Source organism: Nocardiopsis sp. iso_25 (assembly GCF_056173305.1).
This window is the reverse complement of record NZ_CM149667.1, coordinates 5,774,188-5,787,233: the sequence shown is the minus strand read 5'-3', so window position 1 is coordinate 5,787,233 and position 13,046 is coordinate 5,774,188. Positions and strand designations below refer to the sequence as shown.

The following is a 13,046-nucleotide window of genomic DNA, read 5'->3' as shown; positions in this document are numbered from 1 at the left end:
CGGCGCTCCGTAAGCCCAATGTGCCCGTTACCGCACGGGTACAAGCCATCCGTGGCGTTCCCTGGCAGGATGTCGGTCATGAGAACTCCGCTCGTTCTTGCCGCCGCAGCCCTCTTCGCGACCCTCCCGGCCGCCCCTGCCCTGGCCTTCCCCGAGGACCCGAGCGACCCCGGCACCGGTGGTGTCGACTACCCCCGCGGAGGCGAGGGGCCCGAGGGCTCCGAGATCGCCTTCGAGTTCCAGGACCCGAAGATCTCCGAATCCAGCGGAATCGCCCCCTCCCTGCTGCACGAAGGCGTGTGGTGGACCCACAACGACAGCGGTGAGCACCTGAACGAGGTGTACGCGGTCGACGAGGAGGGCCGCACGCTCGCCACGGTCACGCTGAACCTGGACCGCCGCGACTGGGAGGCGATCACGGTCGCCGAGGCTCCAGACGGGACGCCGTCGGTCCTGGTGGCCGACATCGGCGACAACTTCAACGGGGGCTGGCCCGACGTCAGCGTCCACCGCTTCCCCGAACCCGAGGTACTCGCCGACACGGCGGTCGACCCGCAGGTGTTCACCTTCACCTACGAGGACGGGGGACGCGACGCCGAGTCGCTGATGGTCGACCCCCGCGACGGCCGGATGTACGTGGTCTCCAAGGAGTTCTCCGGCGGCCTGTACGCGGCGCCGGAGGACCTCGAACCCGGGGCCGGGCACGTCCTGGAGCGGATCGACTCCGCGCCCCTGTTCGCCACCGACGCCGCCTTCAGCCCGGACGGCAGCCGCTACGTGGTCCGCACCTACTGGGGGGCCACGGTCTACGACGCCACCGAGGGGGTGCCCGGATCCTCCCTGGGCGCCTTCGACCTGCCCGAGTCCGACCAGGGCGAGGCCGTCGCCTTCACCCCCGACGGCACCGCCCTCATGGCCGGGACCGAGGGGCCCGGGGCACCGGTCTGGCGGATTCCCCTGGAGGACCGCTACCTCGCCGAGGAGCCCCCGGTGCGGGAGGTCGCCGCGCAGGAGTCGCCCGGGGGGGAGGGCGGGACCGTCGAGCCCGAGACGCGCGGGGCGCTGCCCTTCATCGTGGGCGGCGGCGCGGTCGCCGCACTGGTCATCGTCGCGATCGTCTTGCTGGCCCGACGGGGCTGACCCCTACCCCCTACCCCTCGGGCTGCGGGTCCAGGAAGTGCTCGCGCGCCAGGAAGGCGTGCCGGGAGAAGTCGGTGAACACGCCGTCCACCCCGGCCTCGAAGAAGGCCTCGTACTCGGCGGCGAAGGACCCGTAGTCGCCCGGCCCGCCTTCCGACCTCAACTCCGCGGGGAGGAAGTGGTTCTCGCTGCGGAACGTGTACGGGTGCACCAGGAGCCCGGCCGCGTGCGCGTTCTCCACCAGGTCGGTCGGCTCCCCGGGCACCCCGTCCTCGACGGGCACGACCAGGCTCTTGGCCGGGCCGATGGCGTGCGCGAACGTCGCCACCTCGGCCAGGCCGTCCGGCGTCGTGTGGTGCAGCCAGTGCTCCTCGGCGCCCATGAGGTAGACCAGCGGGAGCTCCGTCACGGCCAGCTTGCGCAGGCTCTCGGCCTCGAAGGACTGGAGGAACACCGGCACCAGCGGCTCCGGGCCCGTCAGCCCCGCCCCGCGCAGGGCCTCGATCAGCACCGGCTCCAGCTCCAGGCCCTGCGCCTCGTGGTAGGCGGGGTGCTTGGTCTCGGGGTAGATCCCGATCGGGCGGCCCAGCTCCTTGGTCAGCGCCAGCGCCAGCTCGATAACTTCTTCCAGGGTCGGGATCCCGTAGGTCCCGTCCATCACGGCGTTGTCCGCGCGCACGTCCTTGAGGCGCTCCACCGCGCGCAGGGTCCGGATCTCCTCCAGCGTGAAGTCCTGGGCGAAGAACCCGGTCACCTCGCGCCCGTCGACGGTGCGCGTGGTGCGCCGGTCGGCGAACTCGGGGTGCTCGGCCACGTCCGTGGTCCCGCCGATCTCCTGCTCGTGGCGGCAGACCAGCCTCCCGTCCCTGGTCGAGACCAGGTCCATCTCGATGAAGTCGCCGCCGTGCCGGGCCCCCAGCTCGTAGGAGGCCAGCGTGTGCTCGGGGCGGTGCCCCGACGCACCGCGGTGCGAGATGATCTTGATGGGGGGTTCCTTCTTGTTCCTGCGCACAGCCGAACCGTCCTGAGAAGCGAGATGCCGGGAAAAGGGGGAGGCCGACCCGACGCGGGTCGGCCCCCATTGTGCAACGCGGGGCGAACGGTTCAGGACAGCTCGGTGAGCACGTGGTCCACGCACTCGGTGAGCGCGCGCACGTCGTCCGGGTCGATCGCCGGGAACATGGCCACGCGCAGCTGGTTGCGGCCCAGCTTGCGGTAGGGCTCGGTGTCGACCACGCCGTTGGCGCGCAGGACCCTGGCCACCGCGGCGGCGTCCACGTCGTCGCTGAAGTCGATGGTGCCGACCACCTGCGAGCGCTTGGCCGGGTCGGTGACGAACGGCGTCGCGACCGGCGACTTCTCCGCCCAGTCGTAGAGGACCGAGGAGGACTCGGCGGTGCGCGCCACGGTCCACTCCAGACCGCCCTGGCCGTTCATCCACTCCAGCTGCTCGGCGAGCAGCAGCAGCGTGGCCACGGCCGGGGTGTTGTAGGTCTGGTCCTTGCGGGAGTTGTCGACCGCCGTGGGCAGCGAGAAGAACTCCGGCACGTAGCGGCCGCTCGCCGCGATCTCCTCCACGCGGGCCAGGGCCCGGGGCGACATGACGGCCAGCCACAGCCCGCCGTCGGCGGCGAAGCTCTTCTGCGGCGCGAAGTAGTAGACGTCGGTCTCGGCGATGTCGACCGGTAGGCCGCCCGCGCCGCTGGTGGCGTCCACCAGGACGAGCGCGTCCTCGTCGGCGCCCGCCACGCGCCTGATGGGCGCGGCCACACCGGTGGACGTCTCGTTGTGGGTCAGCGCGTACACGTCCACGCCGGCCTCGGCCACGGGCTCGCCGTGGCTGCCCGGGTCGGTGCTGATGACGGTGGGCTCCTGGAGCCAGGGCGCGCCCTTGGCGACCTTCGCGAACTTGCTGGAGAACTCTCCGAAGGACAGGTGCTGGGACTTCTCGCGCAGCAGGCCGTGCGCGGCGATGTCCCAGAAGGCGGTGGTGCCGCCGTTGCCCAGGACCACCTCGTAGCCGTCGGGGAGGGAGAACAGCTCACTCACCCCGGCGCGCACCCGGGAGACCAGGGACTTGACCGGCTTCTGCCGGTGGGAGGTGCCCATGTAGCGGGAGCCGGAGGCGGCCAGGGCCTCGATCTGGGCGGGGCGGACTTTGGACGGGCCACTGCCGAAACGGCCGTCGGAGGGCAGCAGGTTCGCGGGGATCTGAATCTCGTCGGTCACGCCCACCAGCGTAGTGGCGGCTGAGGCGGCGGGGCCGGTCAGGGCCGCTCTTGGGACGCCCGAAATGACGCGGGGGAGCGGACGCTATGTCACGTTCCCAAAGGTTCTGGCCGGTATAGGACAGTGGCATTTCGGTTAACACGGGTGCACTTTCCGCTAGGAGTGCGGTCTTATAGGAGGAGTTTCGGGGGGAACGCCAGCACACAGCGCGCGACGCGGAGGGGTGCCCACACGTGGCCGACAGCAGGACCGTCCCCGAGACCGACCACCTCAATGAGAGCAGCGCTTTCCTGCGGGTCTTCGACGCCCTGCGCCTGCGCCCGACGCGGAGCGATGCCCGCCTCATGGGCAGGATGGAGCGGCGGGCCGCACGCAGGCTCCGGGTCGGCAACCGCGGCGGCGTCCAGCGCGGCGACGTGGCCGAACCACCGCCCGTACTCGACTTGGAGCTGGAGGAGGGCGCCGACCGCGAGAAGCTGCTGAATGTGCTCACCGAGCGCTGCGGCGGCGAGCCGGTCTGGCGGTTGCCCCCGCACACCCCCGACAGGCCCGAGGGGCGATCCCGGGCGCACGAGGCCCACGCCACCACCGAGGAGCTCTACGACCTGATGTCGGGCCTCCTGGCCAAGGCCGACGCCCCGCGTACCGCAGGGGAGGACGGACGTGTGCCCCCTCCCTGGCCCCGCTTCGCGCGGCTGCGTTCCCTGTTGTGGCTGCGCCTGTGCCGGTTCGGCCCCATCGGTTCCGCGGTCTCCGAGGAGGAGGTCGGCCAGGACGGGGCCGACCTCGGCACCAGCCTCAGGGCGCAAGTCCACGTCGGTGCCGAGCTGAGGCGGGCCAAACTCGCATACGGCGGGGTAGCGACACGGGAGGCCGACCGAGTGACGGAGGGTCGCTACACGCGCTCCGGCCTGCGCGGTTTCCAGGACCGAGTCTTCACCGGGATCGTGCGGCTGGTCGCCGGTCTCCCGGAGCGGGTGTCCTTCAAGAAGGCCAACGACCAGGTGGCCGCCCCCGTGGACTTCAGCGTCAAGCTCTTCAGCGCCCTCCTGTCCGTGACCGCTCTCTGGGGTACCGCCGCCGCCTTCAACGCGGTGCTCCAAGTCGTCAACAACCTGGTCATCGTGGGTATCGGCCTCGTGTTGGCCGTGGTCTACGCCTGTCTCTTCCGCTTCGTCGCCCTGCCCTGGCGCCCCTATCGCTGGCTCAACCACCACCGGTACGTGCTGGAGGACGCCCGGCCCAGGAGCGGCAAGGCGCAGGCGGAGGAGGCCCAGCCCAGAAGTGGTAGGGCGCAGGCGGACCTGGCCAACCACCGCGAACGCGGCGTCCACGTCCTCAACCTTCTCAACCGCCGACGCCTCACCGGACGCCTCGTCCGCGGCCCCGGCGCCGATGGAGAACGCGGGGTGGCCGACGGGGGCGGGCGCGGCTTCGAACACCCCGACACCATGCCCGTGTACCACGGAAGACGGGTGCCCGGTGCCGAGCTCCCCACGGTCGTGTCCCCGACTGAGCGTCCCGAACGCGAGGACGACGACGCCGAACATCCGCGCGTGGAGCGCCCGCCCGGCATCCACCGGCTCGTGGTCAACGCCTTCCTCGACGACCTCGCGCAGACCCACGGCGGTTCACCGGGACGCCGCCGGTTCTCTCCGCGCCGCCGACGCCACCAGCGCCCCGTGCTCCTCGTGGACCAGGACCGGCTCGACCGGGTCGGCCGCTACCTGGTCCGCCTCATCGAGGACGAGCGGCTGCGCCGAGGCTTCCCGGACCCCCTACTCATCGTCCAGGTGCGCGCCCGCGGCACCCGGCCGCTGGTCAACGACAGGGTGGACACCTCCCGCTACCCCAGGCTGCCCGAGGCCGGGAACGGCAGCCGCCCCGAGGACGCGGTGTCGCAGTGGCTGCGCGAGCGCCACGCCGCCGGGGTGCTGGGCCGCTCCCGGCTGCTCACCCAGCGGGCCCCGGCCGCGCCTTCTGCCTGGGAGGACAACCCGAGCAAACCGAAGCCGGTGACCGTGCGTACGGCCGCGTCGATCACCAGGATCACCGTGGTGGCGACCGCCGGGCTCACCGTCGCCGCCGTCCTGGCGGTTTGGCTGGGCGGCCCGGCCATGGCTGAGGGTTACAACTCGTGCGGGTCGGGCTGGGTCGTGACGCCTCCGGGCGTCGAACGGCACGGCGAGGACTGCGTCGGGGTGACCTTCGGGGCGTTCGTCTTCCACGAGCGCCTGCGCGAGGTCACCGAGCGCATCCACGAACAGAACGAGCAGGTCGACGAGGACGATGGGAACCACGTCACCCTCGCCTACGTCGCCCAGCTCAGCGCGACCGGGAACAGCGACCTGTCCCTGTCGGGGGTCCAGGGCGAGCTGCTGGGCCTGGCCCACCAGCAGGCGGAGCACAATGCCTCGGGTGACGGCTCCCTGCCCCGTATCAAGATCCTCATCACCAACACCGGCGAGAACTGGCGGTACGCGCGCGAAACCGCCGAGATGATCGTCGAACGAGCCCAGGACGAAGGGCGGGGTATGGACCGGCCCGTGGCCGCCCTCGGATTCGGCGACAGCGTCCAGCCCAACACCGAGGCCGTCCGCGTCCTCAGCGGCGCCCGGATCCCCATGATCAGCACCACCGCCACCTTCGACGACGTGGCCATGGAGACCTCCGGCAAGTACAGCCAGTACTTCTTCCCCGTGGCACCCTCCAACACCCGTATGGCCGAACAGGCCGCCCTGTGGGCCTACCGCGGCGTGCCGTGGACGGGAAACGAACTGGTCGAGGGGCAGGAACCCCCGTCGTTGGGACCCGCCCGCACCGCCGTGGCCATCGCCAACAACCAGCAGGGGGAGAGCTACGGCCCCCATCTGGCGGTGCGGTTCATGTCAGCCTTCCGCGCACTGGGCGGTCAGCCTTGGGAGGGCGACGGGGAACCGCGCCCCATCACCCTCGCGAACGGCGGCACCGGGACCTTCCCCGGCGTGCTGCCCTACCAGGACGGCGGCCTCAGCCAGGCGGACCAGCTGGCGAGGGTGTGCGCCGAGGACCCGCCCGACGTCATCTACTTCGCGGGCCGCTCCACCGACTTCATGGACTTCCACAACCAGCTCCAGGAGGAGGGGATGTGCGTGGAGGCCGGGGCCGACATCATCGGTGGAGACGACATCGCCAAGTTCGTCACCGACCACGCCGAGACGCTCGGCCACGCCTCCGGGTACCCCGTCTTCTACACCCCACTCGCGGCCAGCGGCGCCTGGAGCCAGTACACGCGGAGCAGCGAGCGCGCCTTCTACGCCGAGGCCGACCTCCTCATCCAGGAGCTCTACGGCGGCGAGGAGGGGGACGAGGAGACCGAGGAGGAGCGGGAGCAGGGGACCGAGGCCGAAGCCGTGGCGGCCGACGGCGGCATGCCCTCGATCGCCCACGCGGCCGTCGCCCACGACGCGTTCAGAGTCTTCTCGCGGGCGCTGCGCGGCATCCCCCGCTCCCTACCCGAGGACACCGGTACCCAGACGGCCTCTGCCGCGCCCACCGAGCGGCCCTCGCCGTTCCTGGGCACCGATGCCGGGTACGAGCAGGAGCAGCAGGGGCTCGTGGAGAACATCCAGGGCACGCACAACCTGTCCGCCGTCTCCGGCTACCTCGGCTTCGGGGAGCCCTCCGAGGGCAACTGGTACCGCGACCGCATGGTCCAGCTCGTCGTGGTCGGCCCGCTCGGCTCGGACGGCGAGCGCCAGCACGTGATCGCCGCCTGCGGCCAGGTCAGCACGGGCACGGTCGACCCCGGACCGGCGTGCGCCTGACGCGCGGGTCCGGGTGGCGCGCGCGGCACACGACGCGAGAGGATGCCCCGTGTGGACCACCAAGACCCCGCCGAACTGCGCAAACCGTACCTGGGTGCGCCCCTGGGGCGCTCCGGGCTCGCCGACCACCCCATGACGCAGTTCCACCTGTGGTTCGACGAGGCCTACGACTCCGGGCTGGCCGAACCCAACGCCATGGTCCTGGCGTCCGTCGAGCCCTCGGGCATGCCCCGCGCCCGCACCGTGCTGATGAAGGGCTACGACAGCACGGGACTGCGCTTCTTCACCAACTACACCTCGCGCAAGGGGCTGGCCCTGGAGGCCGACCCGCGCGCCAGCGCGGTCTTCCCCTGGCACGCCGTCCGGCGCCAGGTCCTGCTGGCCGGACGGGTGGAGCGGCTCAGCGACGAGGAGAACGACCGCTACTTCGCCTCGCGCCCGCGCGGCTCCCAGCTGGGCGCCTGGGCCAGCGAGCGCCAGTCGCGGCCGGTGGCGGACCGGGCCGAGCTCGACCGGCTCTACCGGGAGTTCGACACGGTCTGGGCCGCCGAGGAGGAGATCCCCCGGCCCGCCTACTGGGGCGGCTTCCGGCTCGTGCCGAGCGAGGTGGAGTTCTGGCAGGGCGGCGCCGACCGCATGCACGACCGGTTCCGCTACCTGCGCGAGCCGGACGGCTCCTGGAGCGTCGAGCGCCTGGCCCCCTGACCGGGCCGTCGGGTGACGCGCTCGCGCCGCGCCGCTCCCGGGAGTGATCTTGGCCGCTTCGTACGCGAGTTCGGGAGGCCGTTCCCGCAGGTGAGCGACGACCCGGCACCCCTCCGGCGTACGCGGTGGGCTGGAAGGCCCCCGTCGGCGTGACCAAGTGCCCTTGCGGCGCGGGGCAGAACGTATCCGCATCGTGAGACCGGGCAGAAATCCGGGCGCCCCGCGCCGCGATATGCTTGCGTGTATCGGTGGTCGCTCCCGCGGTCCTGCGGACGCCCCGGTCCCCACCCGGCCCCTGGGAATCACGTCGCCCCGGCCTGTGTTGTGAGAGACCCGCCGTGCCCGTCGTGACCGCGCGCCGGGCACAGAGCCTTGGGAGGGGAGACTTGACCGCACACGGGCTGATCGACACCACGGAGATGTACCTCCGTACGGTCTTCGAGCTCGAAGAGGAGGGCATCGTCCCGCTTCGGGCCCGTATCGCCGAACGCCTGCACCAGAGCGGCCCCACGGTGAGCCAGACCGTGGCCCGCATGGAGCGCGACGGCCTGCTGCGGGTGGAGAACGACAGGCACCTGGTCATGACCGCCGAGGGGCGCCGTCTGGCCACCCACGTCATGCGCAAGCACCGGCTCGCCGAGCGCCTGCTCGTGGACGTCATCGGACTCCCCTGGGAGGACGTGCACATCGAGGCCTGCCGCTGGGAGCACGTCATCTCCGAGGCCGTGGAGGAGCGTCTGGTCACGCTGCTCAACGCCCCCTCGGTCTGCCCGCACGGCAACCCGATCCCGGGCCTGGACGAGCTGGGCCTGGAGGACTACTCCCCCGAGCCCTTCACCGACGACTCCATCGTCCCGATGATCGACGTCGCCGGGAACAGCGAGACGACGGTCACCGTGCGGCGTATCAGCGAGCAGATCCAGTCGGACGCCGACATCATGCTCACCTTGCGCCGATCCGGGGTACAACCGGGACAGGAAGTGGTCTTGCGAGCCTCTGACGACGGGGTCCGCGTGATCGACGGTGAGACCGGGGAAACCGAGCTCTCGGCGCTCGTCGCCGGGCACATCTTCGTCGCCAAGCCGTGAACCGTACGGACGCGTTGATTGGTTGCTCATCAGGATTGTCACATTGCGCTGCGGGAACGTTGACGGTGTTGCTACGCTCGCCCCAAGGTGCGGTCGTTCGGGGTACCCGGAGCGGGCATGTATGCAGCTCATGACGGCGAGGTGGCGGCTAGATGACACGGTGGGGTGAGCCCTTCCCCAAGGGCGACGCGCTCGCCGCGGCCGCCGTGGCGGACCAGGCACAGATCGCCATCGTCGTCATCGACCGCGCGAGCCTCCTGCGCTACTGGAACCCCTTCGCGCGCGAGCTGTTCGGGTTCGTGGGCGGTCGCGACTACGTCGGCCTCTCCCTGCTCGACATCGGCATCCACGAGTCCGACCGCGAGCACGCCTCCCAGCTGGCCCGGCGCGTCCTGCGCGGGGAGCCGTGGGAGGGCACCTTCGCCGTGCTCCGGGGCGACTCGACCTGGATCCACGTGCGCGCCCAGGCCGTGCCCATGCGCGACGAGTCCGGCGAGATCGACGGCATCACCCTGATCGCCAGGGAGGCGCTGCGCAGCGGACGGGTGGAGGAGCAGTACGGCCTGCTGGAGCGCATCGGCAGCCGCCTGACCAGCTCGCTGGAGTTCGACTCCACGGTCAGGGGGGTCGCGGGCATCCTCGTGCCGCAGTTCGCCGACCACTGCTTCATCGACCTCTACGACCGCGACCGCCTGGTCAGACAGGTGTCGGTGCACGCCGAGGGGTGGACGCCCCCGCCGCGCACCTGGTTCGAGGTCGGCGACGAGGTCCGCTACCCCGAACGCCACTTCGTCACCCAGGCCCTGCGCCGCCTGGAGACGGTGGTCAGCAGCGAGTACCTGTTCGAGAACTCGCCCAGCACGCGCTCCGACCAGGTCTCGCGCCAGGTCGGCGTCACCTCCGCCATCGCCGCCCCGCTGCGGGCCCGCGGCGAGGTGCTGGGCGTGCTCACCCTGGCGCTGTCCGGGCTCTCACCGCGGCAGAAGAGCACCTACGGGGGCTTCGACCGCGACCTCGTCGGCGCCATCGCCTCCCGGGTGGCCCTGGCCATCGACAACGCCCGCCTGTTCGAGCAGGAGCGCAGCACCGCGCTGGCCTTCCAGCGCAGCCTGCTGCCCAGCAGCCTGCCCCGGCTGGACGGGCTGACCGCGGCCCACCGCTACCTGCCCGCGGGGCCGCTGCGCTCCGACGGGTACGGGGTCCAGACCCAGATCGGCGGAGACTTCTACGACGCCATCCCGCTCTCCGCCGGACGCGTGGGACTGGTCATCGGCGACGTCGAGGGCCGCGGCCCGCACGCCGCCGCCGTCATGGGCCAGCTGCGCGCCGCGCTGCGCGCCTTCGCCCAGGCCGACCGCGAGCCCGCCGACATCCTGCGCGAACTCGACGAGTGGGTCCGCCAGCTGGGCCAGGAGGACGAGGAGGGCGGCACCTGGATTCCCAGCGTCAGCTGCCTGTACATGGTCTACGACGCCTGGTCGCGCGAACTGTCCTACGCCAACGCCGGGCACGCGCCCCCGCTGCTGGTCACCTCCGAGTCGGTGGAGAAGATCGACCTGGAGGTCACCGACCGCATGCTGGGCGTGCGGGCCAAGGGCGGATCGGGCGAGGACGTGGTCTACCACCAGGCCAACCTGCGCCTGCCCATCGGCGCCACCCTGGTCCTGTACACCGACGGGCTCGTGGACCGGCGTCCGGCCGGGGGCAGTGCGGACCCCGAGAGCGCCTTCGAGCTGCTGTCGGAGCGGGTGGCCGAGGTCGCCGACAAGGACGTGGACCAGATCGCCGAGGCGGCCGCGCACAGTGTTCCGGGCGAACACCACGACGACACCGCGCTGCTGGTCGTGCGCACCCACTCCGAGGAGCTGGCGCTGCGCGAGGGCTGGTTCCCCTCGGAGGCCTCCACCGTGGGCGAGGCCCGCCACATGGCGGCCCACACCTTCAGCGAGTGGGGGGTGGACCGCGACCAGGCCGAGCTGGCCTGCCTGCTGGTCTCGGAGATCGTCACCAACGTCGTCATCCACGCCACCCCGCACCCGGTGCACCGCGAGTTCACCGGCGGAGGGGTGCTGGACTCCGAGACCCCGCTCGACGCGGTGGCCGACGAGTTCGACGAGGACTGGAGCGACCTGCTGGAGGCGGTGGCCGAGGAGGCCGACGAACCCGCCGAGGAGGCGGGGGAGAAGGAGTTCCTGCTGCGGCTGCGGCGGGGCGCGAACACGGTGTGGGTGGAGGTCTTCGACAACGACCTGCGCCTGCCCCGCATCCGCAGCGCCGCCGCCGACGACGAGGGCGGCCGCGGCCTGTACCTGGTCGAGCAGCTGGCCACCCGGTGGGGGGCGCGACCGACCCCGGACGGCAAGGCGGTCTGGTTCGAGATGCCCATGCACTCCGAGGAGACCGGGGAGCGGGAGAAGTCCGAGGACGGGGAGAAGGCCGGGCAGGACTAGTGTCCCGACGCCGCCTCAGGGCCCGGCGCAGTCGTGGAACCGCCGCGACGCGCCGGGCCCGTCCCTTCGGCGGGGATCATGCCCGGGGTCTGTCCGCGGCCCCAGCTTGTGGCGGTTGGTCCGGACGCCCACGGGGTTCTGGAGGTGGCGGAGGCGGGTCTCCGTGGGGGAACTGCGCGCAGCGTCCGTTGAGGGTGGTGGCGGGCGACGGGTGGGACGAAGCGGAGCGGAGGCCCCGAAAAGCACCGTCTAGCGCCAGGACCAGGCCCACAGCAGCAGGCACAGGAAGACGAAGAAGACCACGATCCCGCTGGTGGTCCACGGGATGTGGACCCGGGGCCGGAGTTTGCGCACCCCGATCACGAGCAGCAAGACCAGCAGGCCCATGACGATGAGGCCGTCCCAAGCACCGCTCATTCCAGCTCCGACCCTTCTGGGGAGGGGGTTGTGCGGTCACAGTCCCAGGCCGCGCCCCACGATCTCCTTCATGATCTCGGTGGTGCCACCGTAGATCGTCTGGATGCGGGTGTCCTGCCAGGCCCGTGCCACCGGGTATTCCATCATGTACCCGTACCCGCCGTGAAGCTGGAGGCACCGGTCCATCACCTTGTTGCACAGTTCGGTGGTCCACCACTTGGCCATGGCGGCGTCCTCCACGGTCAGTTCACCACGGTTGAGCAGGCCGATGCCGCGGTCCACGTAGGTGCGGGCGATGTCCACCTCGGTGGCCAACTCGGCCAGGACGAAACGGGTGTTCTGGAAGCGCCCAATCGGACGGCCGAAGGCGGTCCGCTCCCGGCAGTAGGCGATGGTGTGCTGGAGCACCGCGTCGGCGGAGGCCACCGCGCAGGTGGCGATGGACAGCCGCTCCTGGGGCAGGTTCTCCATCAGGTGGACGAACCCGCCGCCCTCCCGGCCGATGAGGTTGGCCGCCGGGACGCGCACGTCGTCGAAGAACAGTTCGGCGGTGTCCTGCGCCTTCATGCCGATCTTGTCGAGGTTGCGGCCCCGGCCGAACCCGGGGGCGCCGCGCTCCACCGCGATCAGCGAGAAGCCCTGCGCGCCCGCGTCGGGGTCGGTCCGGGCGACCACGATCACCAGGTCGGCGTTGACGCCGTTGGTGATGAAGGTCTTGGAACCGTTGACGACGTACTCGTCGCCGTCGCGCACCGCCGAGGTGGCGATGCCCTGGAGGTCGCTGCCCGCGCCGGGCTCGGTCATGGCGATGGCGGTGATCAGCTCGCCGCTGGCGAACCCCGGCAGCCAGCGCCTCTTCTGCTCGTCGTCGGTCAGGTCGACCATGTACGGGGCCATGACGTCGTTCTGGAGGGTGACGCCCAGGCCGCTGGCGCGGGCCCGGCAGATCTCCTCGTTGACGATGGTGTTGTAGCGGAAGTCCCGCAGCCCGGTGCCGCCGTACTCCTCGGGCACGCCGTGGCCGAGCAGGCCGACCTCGCCCGCCCTGGTCCACACCCCGCGGGGCACGATCCCGTCCTTCTCCCACTCCGGATGGTGCGGTGTGACCTCGCGCTTGAGGAACTCGGCCACCGATGCGCGGAAGAGGTCGTGGTCGGCGTCGAAGAGATCCCGCTTCATGCTCTGCTCCGGGGTGTCGGGGATTCCTGCGT

9 protein-coding genes are annotated in these 13,046 nt (G+C 71.4%); 5 read left to right on the top strand and 4 right to left on the bottom strand.

Annotated features, from left to right (window positions below; all coding sequences use genetic code 11):
• Positions 1–78 precede the first annotated feature (78 nt).
• On the top strand, positions 79–1,140 hold the full coding sequence (locus AC0VX6_RS24905) for an SdiA-regulated/phytase-like domain-containing protein (protein ID WP_274974921.1): 1,062 nt from the start codon (positions 79–81) through the stop codon (positions 1,138–1,140).
• A gap of 10 nt (positions 1,141–1,150) precedes the next feature.
• Here AC0VX6_RS24905 and AC0VX6_RS24900 read toward each other — a convergent pair whose 3' ends face one another.
• Positions 1,151–2,152 carry a glycerophosphodiester phosphodiesterase family protein gene (locus AC0VX6_RS24900; RefSeq protein ID WP_475466291.1) on the bottom strand — a complete coding sequence of 334 codons (1,002 nt, stop codon included), beginning with the start codon at positions 2,150–2,152 and terminating at the stop codon, positions 1,151–1,153.
• A 92-nt stretch (positions 2,153–2,244) separates the two neighbouring features.
• Positions 2,245–3,375 (bottom strand): phosphoserine transaminase, encoded by a 1,131-nt coding sequence (serC, locus tag AC0VX6_RS24895; protein WP_274974919.1) that lies wholly within the window; start codon positions 3,373–3,375, stop codon positions 2,245–2,247.
• A 227-nt stretch (positions 3,376–3,602) separates the two neighbouring features.
• On the opposite strand from serC, the gene AC0VX6_RS24890 reads away from it, so the two are divergent.
• The 4 genes from AC0VX6_RS24890 to AC0VX6_RS24875 all read left to right on the top strand — a co-directional run bounded on the left by AC0VX6_RS24890 (position 3,603) and on the right by AC0VX6_RS24875 (position 11,418).
• Positions 3,603–7,175 (top strand): ABC transporter substrate-binding protein, encoded by a 3,573-nt coding sequence (locus AC0VX6_RS24890; RefSeq protein ID WP_475466289.1) that lies wholly within the window; start codon positions 3,603–3,605, stop codon positions 7,173–7,175.
• Between the two features lie 51 nt (positions 7,176–7,226).
• On the top strand, positions 7,227–7,880 hold the full coding sequence (gene pdxH, locus AC0VX6_RS24885) for a pyridoxamine 5'-phosphate oxidase (protein ID WP_274974917.1): 654 nt from the start codon (positions 7,227–7,229) through the stop codon (positions 7,878–7,880).
• A gap of 386 nt (positions 7,881–8,266) precedes the next feature.
• Complete coding sequence (locus AC0VX6_RS24880; protein WP_017563554.1) at positions 8,267–8,968, top strand: iron-dependent transcriptional repressor DtxR; 702 nt, start codon at positions 8,267–8,269, stop codon at positions 8,966–8,968.
• Positions 8,969–9,120: 152 nt separating this feature from the next.
• Positions 9,121–11,418 carry a SpoIIE family protein phosphatase gene (locus AC0VX6_RS24875; protein ID WP_274974916.1) on the top strand — a complete coding sequence of 766 codons (2,298 nt, stop codon included), beginning with the start codon at positions 9,121–9,123 and terminating at the stop codon, positions 11,416–11,418.
• A 249-nt stretch (positions 11,419–11,667) separates the two neighbouring features.
• Here the strand turns inward: AC0VX6_RS24875 and AC0VX6_RS24870 are convergent, their stop codons facing one another.
• Together AC0VX6_RS24870 and AC0VX6_RS24865 are read right to left on the bottom strand one after the other, a co-directional pair.
• Complete coding sequence (locus tag AC0VX6_RS24870; RefSeq protein ID WP_274974915.1) at positions 11,668–11,835, bottom strand: hypothetical protein; 168 nt, start codon at positions 11,833–11,835, stop codon at positions 11,668–11,670.
• Between the two features lie 36 nt (positions 11,836–11,871).
• The gene (locus AC0VX6_RS24865) at positions 11,872–13,014 is read right to left on the bottom strand and encodes an acyl-CoA dehydrogenase family protein (protein WP_274974914.1); all 1,143 of its coding nucleotides are present in this window, start codon (positions 13,012–13,014) and stop codon (positions 11,872–11,874) included.
• Between the last annotated feature and the right edge of the window lie 32 nt (positions 13,015–13,046).

Bases quoted from the DNA above. Each gene is read 5' to 3' on its own strand.
- AC0VX6_RS24905 (WP_274974921.1), top strand. From the start codon at position 79: ATGAGAACTCCGCTCGTTCTTGCCGCCGCAGCCCTCTTCGCGACCCTC.
- AC0VX6_RS24875 (WP_274974916.1), top strand. From the start codon at position 9,121: ATGACACGGTGGGGTGAGCCCTTCCCCAAGGGCGACGCGCTCGCCGCG.
- AC0VX6_RS24870 (WP_274974915.1), bottom strand. From the start codon at position 11,835: ATGAGCGGTGCTTGGGACGGCCTCATCGTCATGGGCCTGCTGGTCTTG.
- AC0VX6_RS24865 (WP_274974914.1), bottom strand. From the start codon at position 13,014: ATGAAGCGGGATCTCTTCGACGCCGACCACGACCTCTTCCGCGCATCG.